This window comes from Mycobacterium sp. NGS66 (assembly GCF_059812225.1).
On record NZ_JCALCG010000004.1, the window covers coordinates 251,784 to 271,367 of the forward strand.

General features: G+C 66.9%; 16 protein-coding genes. 4 read left to right on the forward strand and 12 right to left on the reverse strand.

Going from position 1 to position 19,584, the window contains the following annotated elements:
* The first annotated feature begins 26 nt into the window (after positions 1–26).
* The 3 genes from cydB to cydC all read left to right on the forward strand — a co-directional run bounded on the left by cydB (position 27) and on the right by cydC (position 4,394).
* Positions 27–1,067 (forward strand): cytochrome d ubiquinol oxidase subunit II, encoded by a 1,041-nt coding sequence (cydB, locus tag AC5Y2L_RS11105; RefSeq protein WP_499935754.1) that lies wholly within the window; start codon positions 27–29, stop codon positions 1,065–1,067.
* A gap of 98 nt (positions 1,068–1,165) precedes the next feature.
* Positions 1,166–2,743 (forward strand): thiol reductant ABC exporter subunit CydD, encoded by a 1,578-nt coding sequence (gene cydD / locus AC5Y2L_RS11110; protein ID WP_499935815.1) that lies wholly within the window; start codon positions 1,166–1,168, stop codon positions 2,741–2,743.
* Positions 2,730–4,394: a thiol reductant ABC exporter subunit CydC gene (gene cydC / locus AC5Y2L_RS11115; protein WP_499935756.1), complete on the forward strand. Its 1,665-nt coding sequence runs from the start codon at positions 2,730–2,732 to the stop codon at positions 4,392–4,394. Before cydD ends, cydC begins: the two co-directional genes overlap by 14 nt.
* On the opposite strand, the gene AC5Y2L_RS11120 is transcribed toward cydC, so the two are convergent.
* From AC5Y2L_RS11120 to AC5Y2L_RS11135, 4 genes are all read right to left on the reverse strand, one after another.
* Positions 4,378–5,289: an LLM class F420-dependent oxidoreductase gene (locus tag AC5Y2L_RS11120; RefSeq protein ID WP_499935758.1), complete on the reverse strand. Its 912-nt coding sequence runs from the start codon at positions 5,287–5,289 to the stop codon at positions 4,378–4,380. The genes cydC and AC5Y2L_RS11120 overlap by 17 nt on opposite strands.
* Positions 5,290–5,356: 67 nt before the next feature.
* Positions 5,357–6,754 (reverse strand): bifunctional lysylphosphatidylglycerol flippase/synthetase MprF, encoded by a 1,398-nt coding sequence (locus AC5Y2L_RS11125; protein ID WP_499935760.1) that lies wholly within the window; start codon positions 6,752–6,754, stop codon positions 5,357–5,359.
* A 141-nt stretch (positions 6,755–6,895) separates the two neighbouring features.
* On the reverse strand, positions 6,896–7,762 hold the full coding sequence (locus AC5Y2L_RS11130; protein ID WP_499935762.1) for an acyl-CoA thioesterase II: 867 nt from the start codon (positions 7,760–7,762) through the stop codon (positions 6,896–6,898).
* A 40-nt stretch (positions 7,763–7,802) separates the two neighbouring features.
* Positions 7,803–9,581, reverse strand: a complete 1,779-nt coding sequence (locus tag AC5Y2L_RS11135) for a serine/threonine-protein kinase PknH/PknJ (RefSeq protein WP_499935817.1) — start codon at positions 9,579–9,581, stop codon at positions 7,803–7,805.
* Between the two features lie 325 nt (positions 9,582–9,906).
* Here AC5Y2L_RS11135 and AC5Y2L_RS11140 point away from each other — a divergent pair, with 325 nt between their 5' ends.
* Positions 9,907–10,341, forward strand: a complete 435-nt coding sequence (locus AC5Y2L_RS11140) for a DUF4383 domain-containing protein (protein WP_499935764.1) — start codon at positions 9,907–9,909, stop codon at positions 10,339–10,341.
* On the opposite strand, the gene pyk is transcribed toward AC5Y2L_RS11140, so the two are convergent.
* From pyk to trpB, 8 genes are all read right to left on the reverse strand, one after another.
* Positions 10,338–11,756 (reverse strand): pyruvate kinase, encoded by a 1,419-nt coding sequence (gene pyk, locus AC5Y2L_RS11145; RefSeq protein WP_499935766.1) that lies wholly within the window; start codon positions 11,754–11,756, stop codon positions 10,338–10,340. The two genes, AC5Y2L_RS11140 and pyk, sit on opposite strands and share 4 nt — an antisense overlap.
* Before the next feature lie 97 nt (positions 11,757–11,853).
* On the reverse strand, positions 11,854–13,134 hold the full coding sequence (locus AC5Y2L_RS11150) for an HNH endonuclease (RefSeq protein WP_499943874.1): 1,281 nt from the start codon (positions 13,132–13,134) through the stop codon (positions 11,854–11,856).
* 8 nt (positions 13,135–13,142) lie between these two features.
* Positions 13,143–13,817: a class I SAM-dependent methyltransferase gene (locus tag AC5Y2L_RS11155; RefSeq protein ID WP_499943875.1), complete on the reverse strand. Its 675-nt coding sequence runs from the start codon at positions 13,815–13,817 to the stop codon at positions 13,143–13,145.
* Positions 13,818–13,897: 80 nt separating this feature from the next.
* Entirely contained in the window at positions 13,898–14,935 is a 1,038-nt protein-coding gene (locus AC5Y2L_RS11160; protein ID WP_499938779.1) for an alpha/beta fold hydrolase, read from the reverse strand.
* A gap of 11 nt (positions 14,936–14,946) precedes the next feature.
* On the reverse strand, positions 14,947–15,354 hold the full coding sequence (locus tag AC5Y2L_RS11165) for a DUF2752 domain-containing protein (RefSeq protein WP_499938778.1): 408 nt from the start codon (positions 15,352–15,354) through the stop codon (positions 14,947–14,949).
* 117 nt (positions 15,355–15,471) lie between these two features.
* On the reverse strand, positions 15,472–17,478 hold the full coding sequence (lgt, locus tag AC5Y2L_RS11170) for a prolipoprotein diacylglyceryl transferase (protein WP_499938763.1): 2,007 nt from the start codon (positions 17,476–17,478) through the stop codon (positions 15,472–15,474).
* Positions 17,475–18,284 (reverse strand): tryptophan synthase subunit alpha, encoded by an 810-nt coding sequence (trpA, locus tag AC5Y2L_RS11175; RefSeq protein WP_499938762.1) that lies wholly within the window; start codon positions 18,282–18,284, stop codon positions 17,475–17,477. The genes lgt and trpA overlap by 4 nt, the downstream gene beginning before the upstream one ends.
* A 2-nt stretch (positions 18,285–18,286) precedes the next feature.
* Positions 18,287–19,555, reverse strand: a complete 1,269-nt coding sequence (gene trpB, locus AC5Y2L_RS11180) for a tryptophan synthase subunit beta (RefSeq protein WP_499938760.1) — start codon at positions 19,553–19,555, stop codon at positions 18,287–18,289.
* Positions 19,556–19,584 lie beyond the last annotated feature (29 nt).

Sequence of the window (19,584 nt, forward strand, 5' to 3'; positions counted from 1 at the left end):
GAGCCGTTGGGGAAAGGAGCTGAGTGATGGGACTGCAGGAGTTGTGGTTCGGTCTCATCGCGTTGCTGTTCCTCGGCTTCTTCTTCCTCGAGGGCTTCGACTTCGGCGTCGGCATGTTGATGGAACCGCTGGCCCGCTGGGGACACGGCGATCCGGAAACCCATCGGCGCACCGCGCTCAACACCATCGGCCCGATCTGGGACGCCAACGAGGTCTGGCTGATCACCGCCGGCGCAGCCATGTTCGCCGCATTTCCCGGCTGGTACGCCACCGTCTTCTCCACGCTCTACCTGCCGCTGCTGGCGATCCTGTTCGGCATGATCCTGCGTGTCGTTTCCATCGAATGGCGCGGCAAAATCGACGACACGAAATGGCGCGGCTGGGCGGACTTCGGCATTGCGGCCGGCTCTTGGCTGCCCGCACTGCTGTGGGGGGTGGCGTTCGCAATCCTGGTGCGCGGGTTGCCCGTTGACGCCAAAGGCCAGATTCACCCGTCGATCGGCGACGTGCTCAATGTCTATACGCTACTGGGCGGGCTGGCGACGGCCGGGCTGTTCGCACTCTATGGCGCGGTGTTTCTGGCGTTGAAGACGTCTGGCGCCATCCGCGACGACGCCTACCGGATCGCCGTGTGGCTGACGCTTCCGGTGACGGGATTGGTTGCGGGGTTTGGGATTTGGACCCAACTGGCACATGGCAAGGGCTGGACCTGGGCGGTGCTGGCGGTTGCCGTGGTGGCGCAGCTGGCCGCGGTGATCCTGGTGTGGCGGCGCGCGGCCGACGGCTGGGCGTTTGTCTGCACCGCCCTGGTGGTGGTTGCCGTCGTGGTGTTGTTGTTCGGTTCGCTGTATCCCGATCTGGTGCCCTCGACGCTGAATGACGAATGGGGCGTGACGATCTACAACGCGTCGTCGACGCCGTACACGCTCAAGATCATGACCTGGGTGACGGCCGTCATGGCCCCGCTGACGGTGGTCTACCAGGGCTGGACGTATTGGGTTTTCCGGCAACGCATCTCGGCCGAGCGGATTCCCGCGTCGATCGGCCTGACGAGGCGTCCGTCCTGAGCACGAACGAATCGCCGTCCACTGCGAGCCACCGGGGCCCGGTGGACCCGCGACTGTGGCGGGCGTCGGCAGCATTGCGGCGCTACCTCGTCGCCGCGGTGGCCTGCGGAGTGGTGATCTCCGGATGCGCGATCGGCTCGGCGGCTGTGCTGGCCAGCATCGTCGCGCGCGTCGTCAGCGATCCGGCCGGAAGCAGCGTGCACGCGCTGCTGGGGGCGCTGTCCATGCTGTTGGCGCTGTGGGCTTTTCGCGCTACGACGGCCTGGCTTCAGGCCCGGCTGGGCCAGCGGGGCGCCAGCGCGGTGATCGCCGAGCTCAACGGCCAGGTGCTGGCGGCGGTGACCGCCCGCGAGCCCAGACAATTGCCAGCCGAGCGTGACGCGGCCGCGGTCGTGGTCACCCGCGGCCTGGACGGTTTACGTCCATACTTCACCGGCTACCTGCCCACGTTGCTGCTGGCCGCGATCCTGACCCCGGCGACCGTCGGAGTGATCGCGATCTACGACTTGAAATCGGCGGCCATCGTGGCGATCACGCTGCCGCTGATCCCGGTGTTCATGGTGCTGATCGGGTTGGCCACGGCCGAGCGATCGGCCGCCGCGCTGGCGGCCATGACGACGCTGCAGGCACGACTGCTCGACCTCGTCGCGGGCATCCCGACCTTGCGGGCGCTGGGACGCACGTCCGGGCCGGAACACCGGATCACCGAACTCGCTGCCGCGCACCGGCGCTCGGCGATGGCGACGCTGCGCATCGCGTTCCTTTCGGCGCTGGTGCTCGAATTGCTGGCCACGCTGGGAGTGGCCCTGGTTGCGGTGAGTATCGGCCTTCGCTTGGTGTTCGGCGAGATGAGCTTGACCACCGGTCTGACCGTCCTGCTACTGGCGCCGGACGTGTACTGGCCGCTGCGGCGCATCGGCGCGGAATTTCATGCGGCCCAAGACGGTCGGACCGCGGCCGACAAGGCGTTCGCACTCATCGGGGAGCCGGCCGCGTCGGCGCCCGCACCGCACGCCGTCGCGGCCCGCGGAGCGGTGATCCGCGTCGAAAACCTCAGCGTCACAGGCCGCGACGGCCGCGCGCCGGCGAACCTGACCGCGGTGATCGAACCCGGCGGGGTAACGGTGCTGACGGGGCGCAACGGCGCCGGGAAGAGCACCACGCTGCAGGTGATCGCCGGACTCGTCACGCCGTCGTCGGGCCGGGTCACAGTCGGCGGCGTCGACGTCGCCGACCTCGCACGCGAAGTGTGGTGGCGACAGTTGTCCTGGCTGCCCCAACGTCCCGTCCTGATTCCCGGAACCGTCCGCGAGAATCTGCATCTTTTCGGGGATCTCGATGATCTGGAAATCGCCTGTGCTGCAGCGGGATTCGACAGCGTACTGGCCGACCTGCCCGACGGGTTGGACACCAGGCTCGGCCGCGGCGGCGTGGGCCTGTCCTTGGGTCAGCGCCAACGCCTGGGTCTGGCCAGGGCCCTCGGATCGCCGGCCCCGGTGCTGTTGTTGGACGAACCCACCGCGCACCTGGATGCCGACGCCGAGGACCGGGTGCTGCGGGCCATCGCTGAGCGTGCCCGCGCCGGTGCCACCGTGGTGGTGGTCGGCCATCGGGAGCGAGTCGTAGCGATCGGCGATCAGGTCATAGCCGTCGGGGTGCGCCATGCTTCGGTCTGACCCGCTCCGCGCGGCAGCGGGCCTGTTGCGGCCGCGCGTCCCGCGGGTGCTGGCAGCCGTCGTCCTGGGCGTGGCGTCGCTGGGCAGTGCACTGGCGCTGGCGGGGGTATCGGCGTGGCTGATCACCCGGGCCTGGCAGATGCCGCCCGTGCTGGATCTGTCCGTCGCAGTCGTGGCAGTGCGAGCATTCGCGATTTCGCGTGGCGTGCTGCACTATTGCGAGCGGTTGGCCACTCATGACACCGCCCTGCGCGCCGCCGGGGCCGCGCGTGCACAGGTCTATCGCCGGTTGGCGCACGGTCCCGCCGCGGCCGCGGTCCGTCTACACAGCGGTGAGCTGGTGGCCCGGGTCGGTGCTGACGTCGACGAACTTTCCGACGTGCTGGTGCGTGCCTTGGTGCCCATCGGCGTCGCCGTCGTTCTGGCGGCGGCGGCGACGGCGGTGGTCGCGGCCATTTCGCTGCCGGCCGCGGCGGTGCTGGCGATCTGCCTCCTGATCGCCGGCGGTGTTGCCCCCTGGCTTGCCGGCCGGGCCGCGGTGTCTCAGGAGGCCGTTGCCCGGCAACGGCATTCAGATCGCGACACGTCGGCGATGATCGCACTCGAGCATGCGCCCGAACTGCGAGTCGCCGGTGTGCTGCCGGAGGTCATCGCGGAATCGCAACGGCGCCAACGGGCTTGGGGTGCCGCTCTCGACGCGGCGGCCCGACCGGCCGCGATCGCCGAGGCGATGCCGACCGCGGCTATCGGCGCCAGCGTGCTCGGGGCGGTGATCGCCGCGATCGGTATGGCGACCGCAGTCGCCCCGACCACCCTTGCGGTGTTGATGTTGTTGCCGCTGTCGGCATTCGAGGCGACGGCTGCCCTGCCCGGGGCCGCGGTCCAGCTGACGAGGTCGCGAATCGCGGCCGCTCGCCTGCTTGATCTAGCGCCGTCGTCCGATGTGGCAGCCACGAAGCCGGCTGCTCCTTTGCCGATCGGCACCGGTCAGCTGACCGCCGACGTAACGTCCGGACACCCAGCCGCCGAAGGATCTGCACGGGTGACGCTCGATCTGCCGCCGGGGACGCGGATGGCCGTCACCGGCCCCAGTGGCGTCGGCAAGACCACGCTGCTGATGACACTCGCCGGCCTGCTGCCGCCCCTGGCCGGGCAGGTGACTCTGGACGGAAGCGCGTTGAGCGACTACGACGATGCTGAATTACCCAGGGCAGTAGGGTTTTTCGCGGAAGATGCGCACATCTTCGCCACCACAGTCCGAGACAATCTCTTGGTCGTCCGCGGGGATTGTCGAGACGACGAACTTGTGACTGCATTGGCAGCGGTCGGCCTCGGAGAATGGCTCGCCGGCCTGCCTGAGGGCCTGTCGACGGTGTTGATCGGTGGTGCACAAGCGGTCTCGGCCGGTCAGCGCAGACGATTGCTGCTGGCCCGAGCGGTGATCTCACCCGCCCATATCGTCCTGCTCGACGAGCCGACCGAGCACCTCGACCCGGCCGACGCCGAACGGCTCCTGCGTGATCTGCTGAGTCCCGATCCCGGGCTGATGTCCGCGGAGCGAACCGTGGTGGTGGCGACCCACCACTTGCCCAATGGGATTGGCTGTCGCGAACTACGCCTCGATCACCTGGACCTCACAACGACGCGGTAAGCCGCCATAGCGCCTCCCGGTCAACCGATTCCTCCAACGAGCTGATCACCAGGTCCGTCGCTCCCGCATCCAGGTAACGGCGCAACTGCTTGACGACGTCCTTCTCGGGCCCGACCGCGGCAAGCTCGGTCACGTTATCGACGTCCTCGCGAGCGATGACCTTCTGATACGACGGAATGGTCTGGTAGAAGCTCAGCTGTTCGGCGGCAACGGAGCGCGCGGTGTCCGCGTCTTCCGACAACACCACCGGCACCGCGGCGATGATCCGCGGCGCGGGGCGCCCGGCGTCGGCGGCCGCTTTCGTGATCGCCGGCGCGATGAACTCGCCGATGGTGCGGGGGCCGGCCAAATAGGGCAGTGTGCCGTCGGCGAGCTCGCCGGTGACACGTAACGCCTTGGGCCCCATCGCAGCGACGTACACGGGCACAGGTGTACCGCCTGGGACGTGCACCGGCCATGCGGAGCTCGCGCTCAGCTGGGCACCGTGAAAGTCGACGCCGGCGGTGTCGAAAACGGAGCGCAGGATGGTCAGGTGCTCGCGCAGGCGCTCGATCGGCTTGGACCAGTCGACACCGAAAGTCTGGCGCTCGATGATGTGGCTGCCCAACCCGAGTCCGAGGCTGAAGTGGCCGTGTGCGGCGGCCTGCGCCGTCTGCGCCAGCGAGGCGACGATCAGCGGGTGGCGCGGGTTGATCGGCACCACCGAGGTGCCGACGCCGAGCCCCGGCACGGCGGCTCCGATCAATCCCGCCAATGTGATCGCGTCGTAGTCCGACCGCTGCGCCAGCCATATCTGGCCGACGCCGAGTTCGTATGCGCGCCTGGCCTGCCCGATCACGTCATCGACGAGGTTGGGGACGTCTGGACGCGCCGTGATGATGATTCCAGTAGTCATGACGCGACCAACACACTTGGGGCCGTGGGCATTCCTCTCGAATCTCGACGATCCGAACGGCAGCCCGTCAGAGGTGTCGCCGACGCGGCATGAACTCGAGCGACAACAGAACCAGCAACAAGGGAACCAGCTGAGTCAGCGTCACCAGCGCGTACCGTCGGGCATCCAGCGCGTGGAATTTGCGCACATAGCGGTACAGCGACTCGAGTGCGATCAGCGGGTCCAGAAAGTGGATCAATCGGTAAAAGATGCGTTGCGGCCTGCCGCGGTTCTTGTCCTCGAAGATTTCCGGGAACGCCGCGAAGGCAAGCGATACCCGTTGCGCCCCTTCGTCTTTGGCGGCATTGATCATGTCGACGCTGAGCCGCTCGTCGATTCCGTTGGGAGCCCCACGACGACGCCACGGTACGTCGAGGCTGATTTCGCTGCCACCGCCCGCGGTCGCGTATCGGTGGAATCCCTGCACCCGACCGGAGGCGTCCCTGGCAATGATCAGCCGTATTCCAGGAAAGCGGCCCTCCAGTACGCCATCGAGGTTCATATAGAACCCGCGGTCGGTGTGGGCGCCGCTGGGTGAGGCTCGCACCACGTCGATCAACTCGGCGAGTTGCGCATCGTCGAGCTCCTGCTCTGACACGATCTCGGTCGTGATGCCGGCGTTGTGGGTGCGCTTCACCGCCTGACGCAGATTGCGGAACTTGCGGCCGACCATCTCGAAATTGGCGACGTCGACCACGACGTCGCAGCCAATCGGTATGGGCCGCAACGACTGTCCGATCACGGCGGGGTCGGTCCACAGCTGGAGCCGTCGCTCACTGCATCCCACTACGGCGATCCGCCAACCGCGGGTATGGCACATTGCGGCGAAGTCCGCGACCAGCTCGGGGAATTGGGCTTCGTCGCCGACCGGGTCACCACCGACCACCGCAAACCCCATCCGCGTCCGGTACGCCAGCGCGGCGGTCCCGGTTGCGTTGAAGTGATAGCTCTTGCCGGTTTGCATCGCGAACGGCGCCAACGGATCGGCGGTGGTGGCGTCGATCAATCTCCACACTCGCGGTAAGTCCGCGGGCTGGGGACGCGAGGACGTCGCCCACATGAGCACCACGCCGGATCCGGCGATCAGCACGTCGCCGAGCAGATCGAACGCCAGCACGTGCGCACCCAGGCCTGCCAGCAGAACCAGCCCGGCCGCCGTGGCGTGCAGCGCGGTCACCGGACGCCCCAGGAAGATGCCACGCGCGATGAAGGCCACCGCGGCCAGCACCGTCAGTGACCAGCCCAGCCGTCCCGCATAGTGCCATTCCGGGTGGTCGTAATGGTGGGCAAGAATCACCACCAGCCAACAGGTTGCGCACAGCAGCGCCAATGCACCGGTCCAGCGGGCGATTCGGGAGTCGACGTGAACGACGATCCGTTCGCCCGCGCGAACCCTCGGCACCACATCTGCCGCCGGCCCGTTCACCCTTACCTCCCGATGCGCTGTCGGTCAGCTGAGCGGCATCCCGCCGCCTGTGCCATCGACTACCCGGCTACCAATAAATTACGCTGATCGCCGGCGTCACTGAGCCCATTCCGAACGGTTGCCCGGCATGGTTCGTTCTGCTTATCGGCGCGCGGCCGGAAAATATTTCAGGACGCCTTCCTGCACCACGGTGGCGAGGAGCTGGCCGGAGCGATCGAAGAAATGGCCGGTGCCCAGGCCGCGTGAATCTGCGGCCACCGGCGACGACGTCGAATACAGCACCCAGTCGCCGAAATTGACGGGTCGGTGAAACCACACCGAGTGATTGGCCGACGCCGCGAAGATGCGATCGAATCCCCACGACAGCCCGTGCCTGGTGATGACCGAATCCAGCACTGTGGTGTCCGACGAATACAGCATGGTCGCGGTGTGCAGCACGGGGTCGTCGGGCAGCGCGCCCAAGGCTTTGAGCCAAACCCGGTTGTGCGCGAGCCGCTCGCCCTTCTCCCGCATCACCCAGGCCGGGTCATTCGTGTAGCGCCATTCGATCGGCTGCAGGGCGTTGACGAAATGCGGAACGGTTTGCTCGTAGCCGCGCAGCAGCTCGCCGATCGGCGGCAGGGTGTGCGGCTCGGGCACGTCCGGCGGACTGACAGCGTGCTCGAGCCCGCGGCCGCCGGACATGTAGGAGATCATCGCCGACGAGAGCAATGTGCCGTCCTGCACCGCGTCGACCCGGCGGTTGGCGAAGCGCCGCTCGTCACGTAGCCGGACCACCTGGAATTCGATGTCCTTTGACGTGTCACCGCCGTTGATGAAATGCACCGACACGGCACTCGGCGGCAAGTCGTCGCGGGTGAGGCTACGAGTACTGGCGACGAACGACTGCGCCACCAGCAACCCGCCGAATGTGCGCATCGGGTTCTTGCTCGGGTGAGATCCGATGAACCGGTCGTCGGCGACGCGCTTGAGGTCCAGTACCGTCAGCAGTTCCTCGAAGTCCGACACTGATGCAGCCTAATTGCCCGGTCTCAAGCGGCCACTTCGCCTAGTGCGGGATTTTGTCGAGGATGGCGTGGGCGAGGTCGACGGCTTGGTTGTTGATGCCCACCCGACACGCCCATATGTCGGCGACCACGTTGTTGCGGACCTCTAGCGCGCGCTGACATCCGCCGGTCTGCGGCTGCTCGGAGGGACCGTTCCAGCGTTGCGGCAAAGATATGCCGGACTCGGTTTTGCTGACCGTCCCGAACTTCCACTGCGTCGGGGCGCTGTTTGGGTAGGTGATCGTGAAATCACTGCCGGCGCATCCCGACCACCGGGTCGTCTGGTCGGCGAGCGATTTTTGCGCGGCCGCAGCGGTGGGAAACTCGATCACGGCCTGCAAGATCTCGAACGCGATGGGAACTGGGCCGGGTTCGTGGACAGCTTGCACGCGTGCGGCACTCCATCCGGCATCGGCATACACCGAAACCTGCGCCGGGGCATAGGCGCCGACGCAGTCTTTCTGCGCGATGACCCTGCTTTCGTCGATTAAGGTGTCGGCCGACTTGAACACCGCGAGCTGGGAGGCGCCCATGATCTGGGCGACTTCTTCCGGTGTGAGCAGCAACCCGTCGAGCACCTTGGGCGGCAGCGGTGCGATGGGCGTTGACGGGGGACTCGACGTGACGGGCGCAGACGTCGGCCCGGCAGATTTGCGACCCCCATCCGAGCGGTGGCTGAGGGCGATGGCGCCGACCGCGGCAGCGGCCAGCACCACGACGGCCAGCGCTGCCAGCATCAGCTTGCCCCGCCGCCGGCGTGGCGGGACGGGAGCGGGGATGGGACCAAAACCCGGCGCGCCCCAGTGCGTGGGTGCCGCGCCGAAACCCGGCTTGGTATGGGGACCACCGCCCTGCCACCAAGGCGGGTTGCTTCCCGCGGCGGTGGGATAGGACGTGACCTGGGCAGCCGGGATCGGTTGCCAGGGCGCAGTGACCGCGATGTTGCGCTCGCGCAGCAAGCCGCGGGCGGCGTCGGCGAGCTCGCGCGCGGAGGCGAACCGCTGTGCGGGATCTTTGGCCATCGCCTTGGCGATCACCGCATCCATCCCGGGCGGTAGGCCCGCCACGTGATCGCTGACCCGCGGTGGCGGTGCCTGCAGGTGGGCCGCTATCACCGCCGGCATCCCGGACGCGGTCGAGTAGGGAGTCTTGCCGGTCAGCATTCGAAACAGCGTGCAGCCCAACGAGTACAGGTCGGCGCGCCCGTCGATCACGCCCCCGGCCAGCACCTCGGGGGCCGCATAGGCGATGGTGGCCACCAACGACCCGGTCGCGGTCAAACCGGCATCGTCATAGGCGCGGGCGATCCCGAAGTCACCTAATAAGACGCGTTCATCGGCACCGATCGGCCCCGAGAGCAAGAAGTTGGCGGGTTTGACGTCCCGGTGCACTACGTGGTGGGCGTGCGCGTAATCCAGCGCCTTGGCGACCTCGCCGACGATGTGAACCGCCCGCGCCGGGGTCATGGCTCCGGCCCGCAGCGCCGCCTCGGCGTCGGTGCCGTCGACGAATTGCATTGCGATCCACAGCAGCCCGTCGTCGGTCTGGCCGCGCCGATAGATGGAGACGATGTTGGGATGATCCAGCCTTGACGCCACGTCGGCTTCGCGAATAAACCGAGTCCGAAACTCGTCGTTGTGGGATAACTCGGCGCTGAGCACCTTCAGTGCGTCGCGGCGTGGCAACTCCGGGTTGGCGACCAGATACACCGCGCCCATGCCGCCGGCACCCAACACGCGCTCAACCCGGTAGCCGGCCACCACCGAGCCGACGCTCAGCATATGCACCGGATCGCCGGGCCGGACGGGTTGCGCGCAGTGATCCGGTCAGCCCGTACCGCTGTCTTCACCCTTGCCGAGAAAGCGACTCGGGGGACGGAGAACAACCCGGTCATCACCGTGCCTCGGTACCACGTTCGGCGGCCATGCGACAAAATTACCGGGCACGGCGCATCGACGGTGAGACGCGGCAGCCCATCGATCCTGTGCGCTCGGCTGTGCGTCACGCCGTAGGCGCCCGAAGTCATGCGGCTGATGGCTGGTACTGATCTACTACGCCATGTAGTATTTAGTCTCGGTATTGGATCGAGGTGCCGAGGTGTGTCTGGTGAGATGGAGCATCGCGCAATGGGGGCTGTTGATCATCTCAGCGCTGCACGTGATCCAGGCAGTGGTCGGGTTCATTGCCGAACCAAGCTTCGCCACGGGTCCTGGGGCGCCGACGGTGCAGGTACTTGGGATGGATTACAACGGCTGGCATGCCGTCGCCGGCTTGGCCCTATTCGCGCCCGGACTAGTATTCGCACTGCGCAAATCGTGGTCAGTGCTCTATTTGGTGGCCGCCGCCGCAGCAGGAGTCCTGCCGGGCATTTGGGCCCTGTTCTCCCACCAGGTCGCGTACGTTTTCACGTTTCCCCACAACCTGACTGACGCTGTGGTGCACGTCGTGACCGCAGCAGTAATGCTGACCGTGGCCGTTGTCCAAATCCGCATCGACGGCGGCGTTAGACACTCACTCGCCGATCTGAGACGAGCTCCCTAGACGTCATCCTCGCCGATCCGGTGCACATGGATCAGGTTGGTCGAACCAACCGTTCCCGGTGGGGCGCCGGCGACGATGACCACCAGATCGCCTTTCTTGTAGCGGCCCAGTTCCAGCAACGATTTGTCGACCTGGCGGATCATGCCGTCGGTGGAGCTCATCTTCGGCACGATGAATGTCTCGGTACCCCAGGTCATGGCGAGCTGGCTGCGCACCTCCGGCCATGCGGTGAACGCCAGCAGCGGCAACGGCGTGTGCAGGCGGGCGAGCCGGCGCACGGTGTCGCCGGACTGGGTGAACGCAACCAGCGCCTTGGCGTCGAGCCGCTCTCCGATGTCGCGGGCGGCATACGAAATCACTCCCCGCTTGGTGCGCGGCACATGCGTCAAAGGTGGTGCGGCCGTTGAGTTTTCCTCGACCGCGCAGACGATCCGCGACATAGTCCGGACAGCGGCCAGCGGGTACTTGCCCACCGAGGTCTCCCCGGACAGCATCAGCGCGTCGGCGCCGTCGAGCACCGCGTTGGCAACGTCGGAGGCCTCGGCTCGGGTGGGCCGCGAATTCTCGATCATCGAGTCGAGCATCTGCGTCGCGACGATCACAGGTTTCGCGTTCTCCCTGGCCATCTGGATGGCCCGCTTCTGCACCAACGGCACCTCTTCGAGCGGCAACTCGACGCCCAGGTCGCCGCGGGCCACCATGATGGCGTCGAAAGCCAGCACGATGGCTTCCAGATTGTCGATGGCTTCCGGCTTTTCCAGCTTGGCGATCACCGGTACCCGGCGCCCTACGCGATCCATCACCTCATGGACCAGCTCGACATCGGACGGTGAGCGCACGAAGGACAATGCGACCAGGTCGACGCCGAGTTCCAGCGCGAAGGTGAGATCCTCGATGTCCTTGTCGGACAGCGCTGGAGCGGTCACGTTCATCCCTGGTAGTGACAACCCCTTGTTGTTGCTGACCGGACCACCTTCGGTGACGGTGCAGATGACGTCGTCGCCGTCGATGCCGGATACCACCAGGCCGACCTTGCCGTCGTCGACGAGAACCCGGTCGCCGACCACCGCGTCCTGGGCGAGCTTCTTGTAGGTGGTCGACACCCGGTCGTGGCTGCCTTCGCAGTCCGCGACGGTAATCCGAACCGATTCACCGTCCGCCCAGTAGGTGGGCCCGGTGGCGAAGCGTCCCAGCCTGATCTTGGGACCCTGCAAATCGGCGAGGACGCCGACCGCGCGGCCGGTGGCATCCGAGGCGGCCCGCACCCGCTCGTAGACGACCTTGTGGTCGGCGTAGTCGCCGTGGCTGAAGTTCATTCGGGCGACGTCCATTCCGGCCTCGACCAGCGCCTGGATTGCCTCCTCCGATTGGGAGGCAGGGCCGAGGGTGCAGACGATTTTCCCGCGTCGCGTCACGCCGAATCAGCATAGTCGCGCTCTTCGGCCATTGGGGTCACTCGAAAAGCGCGCCGGGGCGACCGATCGATGGACTCAAGCACGGCGCACGTGGCGGCTAGGCGGCGTGTAGGTCGATGAGGGTGATGGTGATGGCGGTTTCGACTTCGCTGAGGTCGATTCGTGGGCTGGGTAGTGGTGGGGCGGTGGACCGGTAGTGTGCGCCGGTGGGGGTGATGAATTCGGCGGTGTGCGTATGGTTTTCGTCGATGCTCGTGTTGACCTGCCAGCCGGGGGCTTCTTTGGCGTAGTTGCAACGTTCGCACAACCCGAGCCCGTTGCCGGCGCTGGTGGGTCCACCTTGGGCCCAGGGGTCGGCGTGGTCGGTGTGGCGGATGGGCGCATCGCAGTGGGGGGTGCGGCAGCGTTGATCGCGTAGGGCGATGAAGCGGGCCAGGCCGCGCGGGAAGCGCCGGGCCCGGCTTTCCATGGCCACCAGTGCTCCGCTGCGCGGGTGGACATAGAGCCGGCGCAGGGTGGCGCGGGTGCGCCGGTCGGTGGCCGCGCCGGCCACCATGGCCCGTGCCACCGCGGCGGGGATGGGCCCATAGCCACTGAGCTGGGCCGGCGTGGTGTCGCCGGCGAGCAAGGTGGCATCGGAGAGCACCAGGTTCACCGCGATCGGGGTAGGTACCGCTGCGGCGCGCCCGGTGAGGCGTTCGATCAGGGTGTCAGCCATCACCTGCCCGCGGGTGCGCCCGTCGAAGGTGGTGTCGGCGGCGCGGCGCAACGCGGCGTAGGCGGCCACCCCCTGGGCGACCGGTAGCAGGGCGGTCAAATAGGTCATGGTGTCGGGGGCGGGCCGGATGCTGACCGTGCGCTCGGCGTCGGCCTTGGCGGCCCGTTCCACCACGGCGTGCGGGTCCAGCCGGTAGGCAATCGCCTGGGCCGCCGCGGCGATGCGGGCATCGCCCATCCCGTCCAGATTGGCCACATCGGCGCACAACTCGGCATCCAGCGCCCGGCGGTCATCGACGTCCAGGCAGGCTGATTCGCGCACGATCAAGGTGGCCCGCCATTCCGAGAGCGCCCCGGATTCCAGCGCGGCCAAGGTGTGCGGCATCTCGTGCACCAACGCCTTGGCAAAACCCAGATGCCGATTGCCCCGCGCCGGAGAGTCGCGGCGGGCCAAGGCGATCTCACTGGCCACCCCCCGCCCGCGCCGCGCGGCCGGCACCCCGGCGCCGGCCTCGGCGGACCGGCGCGATGCGTCCAGCGCCGCGGCCGCACGCGCCTGTCCGGCGGCGGCGGCGGCCTTGATCCGCTCGAGTTCACCGATGCGCGCGATCAACGCCGCTTCATCAGACGCCGGATCCACCACCGCCAAGGAATCGCACATGTGTTCGACTATACCCGAGGGCGACGACAAGTCGCCCGCCCAACCACGAGCGGGTGCACGATCCGCGGCATGCCGCGCCACACGGCGTCGTCGGCCACGACATCTAGGCCGCAGGCGCGTATCAGCTCGATGGTTGCGCGGTTGCAGCGACAGCCGCCCGCGAAGTGGCGCCACGGCTGTTCCAGTTTGTCCTGCCAGGAGGCAAGGGACCGCGAGTTCGCGCGCACGTGTTCGATGAACAGCAACTGCCCGTCCGGCCGAAGCACGCGCGCGATCTCGCGCAGCGCGCCTTCCGGGTCATCGACGGTGCACAGGACGAGCGTGGAGACGACGGTGTCCACTGACGCATCGGGCAGCGGTAAGCGCTCAGCCGGCGCGTCGATGATCCGTGCGACGCGGCCATGCCGTTGCAGGCGACGAGTGAGTCTTCGGCGCATCGCGGCAACGGGCTCGGCAACCACGAGTTCGGCGGTCCCGGCGGGATAATGCGCCACGTTCAGCCCCGTGCCGGCGCCGATCTCGACAACACGCCCGCGGGCGCTGCCGAGGAGCGCGCGTCGCCGGCTCCGCATGCCCGCGATCTCGCCCAGCCAGCAAAACGGGTCATACAGAATCGCGAGAATCCGCAGCCATGCCGCAGAAGGAGGGGTCGTCCGAACGTCGGTGGTTGCAATATCGGTCACGGCGCGAACGTATCGTTGGCCGCATCCCGCGGGCATCGCTCAGCGGGGCCATCTTTCGCGGCTGGCCCGTTCCGGCTATCTCAAAGCAATCCGAGACGCGCGGCCTCGGCGACTGCGGCGGTTCGTGAGGTGCGACCCAGCTTGCTGCGGATGTTCGCGACGTGACGGTGAACGGTATGCGGGCTCAGCACCAGCTGCACCGCGATCTCGCGATCGCTCAGACCCCGCGCGACGCAGGCAAGGATCTCGCGCTCGCGAGTGGAGAGCAGATCGGCCTCGGGCTCGCTCGCATGTTGTGGCGGGGCAGGCGTCAGCGACTCGCGGCACGCGCGGACGACGGAATCGACGTCGCCGTGCCAGGGGAAGTGCGCGCTCCCCTGCAGTGGGACGAACGTCGCGCCCGGAATCGCGGCCGCGACCTCGCGGCCCAGCCGGTACGGCACGGCGCGGTCGTCGCGGCGATGCACGACCCACGCCGGCCGGCGGATAAGCGGAAGATGCGCGCGAACGTCGAGGCGATAGACCAGACCCAGCAACGCCGCGGCGGTCTCGGCGGTCGCGGCCTCCCGCTGGAACCGCGCGAAGCGCTCGTGCTCGGCAGAGTCCGCGCCACCGAGGAAGATGTTGCTGAGCAGGCGCGAGCCGAGTCCCCAATGCGCGCGCACCGCCGCCAGGATCGCGGTCGCCACGCCGGGAGCAGTAATCGCCGCGCCATCCGCGTATGACCCGTAAAGCACGAGATGTTCGACGCGCTCGGGATACATTGCGGCAAAAGCGATTGCGGTACAGCTTCCGCATGAGCCGCCGAAGAGCGACACGCGATCCAGCTCAAGTTCGTCGACGAGCGCACGCAGCATCGCTACTTCCCCGTCGATGGTCAGATCCGACTCTCGCAGGGTGCGGTCGGACATGCCCACACCCGGCCGGTCATAGCGGATCAGTGTGTATTTGTCGGCGACGCCTTCCCAGAACCGCCGAAATCCCGTGCTCTGCCAGTCAAGTTCGAGGTGGCTCACCCACCACGCCGGAGCCACAAGTGGCGGACCGTCGCCACGGATCTCGTACGCCACGCGGCGACCGTCGAGCGGAAGGAACCGGATCTCGGACATCTCGACCATCGCCACGAGCCTCACCCGGCGAGAATTGTCGGGACCAACGGGAAACCGGGCAGGTTACGGAGCACCGTCCAGGCGATCGCCAACACCATGATCGTCACCGATACCGGTGCCGGCATCAGCGACCGGCCTTGGCGATACCGCAGGACGAGCCATCCGGCCAGCAGCGGGATGCCGACCAGCGCGAAGATGTTGTCGTTGATGGCGGCGACAAAATCGCCGTGCAGCAGGTCATGCACCATCCGAAGGCCGCCGCAGAATGGACAATTCCAGCCGGTGAGCAACTTGAACGGGCACAGCGGATAGACCGAATGCGGATTGTGCGGGTCGACCAGCCCGATGTACCCCAGCGCGCCGGTCAGCAGCGCCCCCGAAGCAATCGCGGTGTAGTGAAGACCGCGACGCCGATGCCCTGAGCACACGGGAGTCGACGGCTGGGGTGGGCCGAACTCTGCGGGACCGCGCTGCGACGGATTGGTCACCGCTTCAGGATGCCAGATTAGCTACGGCCTTGGACGACGGTAACTGTCCCCAGGGTGCTACCGCCCCAGCCGCGATCTCAGGCTTCTCATCCGCTGCCGCCAGCGCTCTCGGGGTGAGCCAGCTGTGTCCGGCACGCCCGGGGTGGAGGGTGGCGTCGCCTTGTCGTCATCGGCCTGCTCGAGATCGGGGGCTTGGGCGTCGACTTCGGCGTCCGTCGTCTCGTCTGAATCCTGTTCGTCGACCACATCCGCCGACTGCTCGGTGGGTTCTTCCTCTGCCTCCGATTCGACGGGTTCGGGCTCGCTGGCATCGGGCTCGACGGCGTCCGGCTCGGGGGTTTTCGGCTCGTCGGCAACCTCTACTTCCGGGGTTTCCGATTCGCCGACCTCGGCCTCCGGTTCCGCGGCTTCGGCTGCAGTGACTTCCGGCGCCGCGACTTCCGGCGCCGTCTGCTCAGCCTCGACGATCTCTGCGGCGTCAACTTCGTCGGCCTGAGGCTCCCCGACCTCAGGTTCCTCGACCTCAGCCCCTGCGGGCTCGGTCTCGCCTTCAGTCTCCGACGCTGCAACCTCGGCCGTTTCCGGCTCTGCCACTTCGGGTTCGGCAAGCTCCGGCTCTGCGGCTTCCGGCTCGGCGGCCTGAGCCTCCTCGACCTCCGGCTCCTCGACCTCAGCCTCTGCAGGCTCGGTCTCGTCTTCAGTCTCCGACGCTGCAACCTCGGCCGTTTCCGGCTCTGCCACTTCGGGTTCGGCAGGCCGCGACTCGTCGGCTTCTGCCGCCGCGGCCTCAGGCGCCGCAACTTCGAGGCTCGCTGCCTTCTGCCTCCTGGACCGAAGCCTTCGCAGCCATCCGCCGGACTGCGGTTCGGCGACGCCAGGCGAAGCGGCTTCTGGCGCTGCGACTTCCGGCGCCGTCTCCTCGGCTTCGACGACTTCTGCGGCCTCGGGCTCGACGACGTCCGGCTCTGCAGCCTCGGCCTCTGCCACTTCTGGCTCCGCGCCCTCCTCTGTCGCACTCTCCTCGTGCTGCGCCACTTCGGAAAAATCAACCAGCTTGTCGTCTTCTCTCGGACCCGCCGGCGCTTCGATGGTCGTCGGCGCGTCCGCCGCAACAGGCGCCAGCTCGGCCTCGGGTTCAGGTTCTGACACCTGCTTGGCGACCGGCTCAGTGCCACGCAAGGTCGCGGGTTCTTCACGACCCTTCGTCGCCAGAATGATGTAGACGACAGCCCCGATGAACACGAATGTCGATGTGAACGAATTGATCCGAATGCCGGCGATGTGTGTGGCGGCATCGTCGCGAAGCAGCTCGATCCAGAATCGGCCGACGCAGTACAGGGCGACATAGAGTGCGAACAGTCGCCCATGGCTGAGCTTGAAGCGCCGGTCCAGGTAAATCAATGCGGCGAATACAACGACATCCCAAATCAATTCGTAGAGAAAGGTCGGGTGTACGACGGCGGCCTGGACGCCGGTGGACACACCGTCAAGCGAATGAACACTTGAGGGAATCTTCGAATCTTGGCATAACTTGTCGAATCCGGATGGATCCGTGCGGCAGAAGATCTTCAATCCCCACGGCAACGTGGTTTCCCGGCCATAGAGCTCTTGGTTGAAGTAATTCCCGAGCCGACCGATGGCCTGCGCCAAAATAATTCCCGGGGCAATCGCGTCCCCGAACGCGGGCAACGGAATTCCGCGACGCCGGCAGCCGATCCAAGCACCGAAGCCGCCGAGGGCTACTGCGCCCCAGATGCCCAAGCCGCCGTCCCAGATTCGCAGCGCCGCCCAAAACCCGGCACCGTCCGGCCCGAAATATGTTTTCCAATCTGTGGCCAGGTGGTACAGGCGGCCGCCGATCAGGCCGAAAGGCACCGCCCACAGCGCGATGTCGTAGACCACCCCGCGTCGCCCGCCACGGGCTTCCCAGCGCCGGTCGCTGATCAGCAGAGCGACCACGATGCCGACGATGATGCACAGCGCATACGCGCGAATGGGTATCGGCCCGAGGTGCCAGACCCCGCGCGAGGGGCTGGGGAAGGACGCAAGCCAGATCATCGTCATGCGGACAACCTTTGTCGCACACCGGCAGCGAGTTCACCGGTCAGTGCACGCAACCTCGGCAAACCATCGGTCAGCGCCGACACCAACGCGGAACCGACGATGACGCCGTCGGCGTAGCCGCCGATCTGCGCGGCTTGCCGTCCCGAGCGCACCCCCAAGCCGACGCCAACAGGTATGTCAGACACTGCTTTTACCCTCCCCACCAGCTCGGGTGCGGCGTCCGACACCGCATCACGCGCCCCGGTTACCCCCATTGTCGATGCGGCATAGACGAATCCGCGCGACGCCTCGACGGTGCTGGCCAGACGCTGTGATGTTGACGACGGCGCCACCAGGAAGATCCGATCCAGGCGATGTTCGTCGGATGCCGCCAGCCACTGTTCCGCCTCGTCGGGAATGAGATCGGGAGTGATGATTCCGTGCCCGCCTGCCGCTGCGAGATCGCGGGCGAACGCGTCAACGCCGTAACGCAGCACCGGATTCCAGTAGGTCATCACGACCGCTCGTCCACCGGCATTGCTTATCGCCTCGACCGCAGCCAGCGTGTCCCGAACCCGGACCCCGCCACGCAGCGCGGCCTCGGTGGCTCGCTGGATGGTGGGCCCGTCCATGCCGGGGTCCGAATACGGAACTCCGACTTCGACTATGTCACAACCAGATTCGACAAGGGCAGTCATCGCATCCAGCGACGTCGGCACATCTGGAAACCCGGTGGGCAGGTAGCCGATCAATGCCGCGCGGTTGTCCTGACGGCATGACCGGAAAACCGTTCCGAGCCTGCTTGTTTCGTTCTGTCCGACAATCATCGTCAGCTCGAATCCGATTGCTTGCCCAGCAACCCGAACCACTTGGCGGCCGTCTCGACGTCCTTGTCCCCGCGACCCGACAGGTTCACCACAATGACCGCCCCCTTACCCAGCTCGGGGCCCAGCTGCAACGCACCGGCCACCGCATGCGCGGATTCGATGGCCGGGATGATGCCTTCCGCACGGCACAACAGCCGGAACGCGTCCATTGCCTCGGCATCGGTGATCGGCCGATACTCGGCACGTCCGGTTTCCCTGAGCCAGGCGTGTTCGGGGCCCACCCCCGGGTAGTCCAAACCCGCTGAGATGGAATGGGATTCGATGGTTTGGCCATCGTCGTCCTGCAGCAGATAAGAAAAGGACCCTTGGAACGCTCCCGGGGAGCCGCCGGTGAACGTCGCGGCGTGCCGACCAGTCTCGACGCCGTCGCCCGCGGCTTCGAATCCGACCAGGCGCACGCCCGGGTCGTCGAGGAAAGCGTGAAAGATACCGATGGCGTTGGAACCTCCGCCGACGCACGCGGTCACCGCGTCCGGCAACCGGCCGGTCTGATCCTGGATCTGCGCGCGTGTCTCCAGTCCGATGATGCGCTGGAAATCACGCACCATGGTCGGGAACGGGTGCGGCCCCGCGGCGGTGCCGAAGCAGTAATAGGTGTTGTGGGCGTTGGTAACCCAATCCCGGAACGCCTCGTTGATAGCGTCTTTCAGTGTTTGCGACCCAGTCTCGACCGACACCACCTCGGCACCGAGCAGTCGCATCCGCGCCACATTGAGCGCCTGCCGAGCGGTGTCAACCGCGCCCATATAGACGATGCAGTCCAGGCCGAGCAGCGCGCACGCGGTGGCCGTCGCCACCCCGTGTTGGCCCGCCCCGGTCTCGGCGATCACCCGAGTCTTACCCATTCTGCGCGCCAGCAAGGCCTGCCCGAGAACGTTGTTGATTTTGTGAGAACCGGTGTGGTTCAAGTCTTCTCGCTTGAGGAAGATTCGTGCCGAGCCGGCGTGCTGGCCCAGGCGCTCGGCCTCATACAGCGGCGACGGCCTACCGGCATAGTTCGCCTGCAACTTGTCCAGGCTATCGAGGAAGTCCTGATTGACCCGTTCCTTGTCGTAGGCGGCGGTGACCTCCTCGATGACCGCCATCAGCGCCTCGGGGACGTAGCGACCGCCGTAAACGCCGAAATGCCCGCCGGAATCCGGGTCGTGGCGAGTGGGTTCGGCGATTGCAGCGCTGGTGCGTGGAAGGCCTGGGCGGGATAGATCTGACATCACCGATGCTCGAAGCGCACGCGGCTCAT

What these genes read in the sequence shown, in the direction of transcription:
- cydB (WP_499935754.1), top strand. Translation starts at nt 27, where the DNA reads ATGGGACTGCAGGAGTTGTGGTTCGGTCTCATCGCGTTGCTGTTCCTC.
- cydC (WP_499935756.1), top strand. Translation starts at nt 2,730, where the DNA reads ATGCTTCGGTCTGACCCGCTCCGCGCGGCAGCGGGCCTGTTGCGGCCG.
- AC5Y2L_RS11120 (WP_499935758.1), bottom strand. Translation starts at nt 5,289, where the DNA reads ATGACTACTGGAATCATCATCACGGCGCGTCCAGACGTCCCCAACCTC.
- AC5Y2L_RS11135 (WP_499935817.1), bottom strand. Translation starts at nt 9,581, where the DNA reads ATGCTGAGCGTCGGCTCGGTGGTGGCCGGCTACCGGGTTGAGCGCGTG.
- AC5Y2L_RS11150 (WP_499943874.1), bottom strand. Translation starts at nt 13,134, where the DNA reads ATGTGCGATTCCTTGGCGGTGGTGGATCCGGCGTCTGATGAAGCGGCG.
- AC5Y2L_RS11160 (WP_499938779.1), bottom strand. Translation starts at nt 14,935, where the DNA reads ATGGTCGAGATGTCCGAGATCCGGTTCCTTCCGCTCGACGGTCGCCGC.
- lgt (WP_499938763.1), bottom strand. Translation starts at nt 17,478, where the DNA reads ATGACGATGATCTGGCTTGCGTCCTTCCCCAGCCCCTCGCGCGGGGTC.
- trpA (WP_499938762.1), bottom strand. Translation starts at nt 18,284, where the DNA reads ATGATTGTCGGACAGAACGAAACAAGCAGGCTCGGAACGGTTTTCCGG.
- trpB (WP_499938760.1), bottom strand. Translation starts at nt 19,555, where the DNA reads ATGTCAGATCTATCCCGCCCAGGCCTTCCACGCACCAGCGCTGCAATC.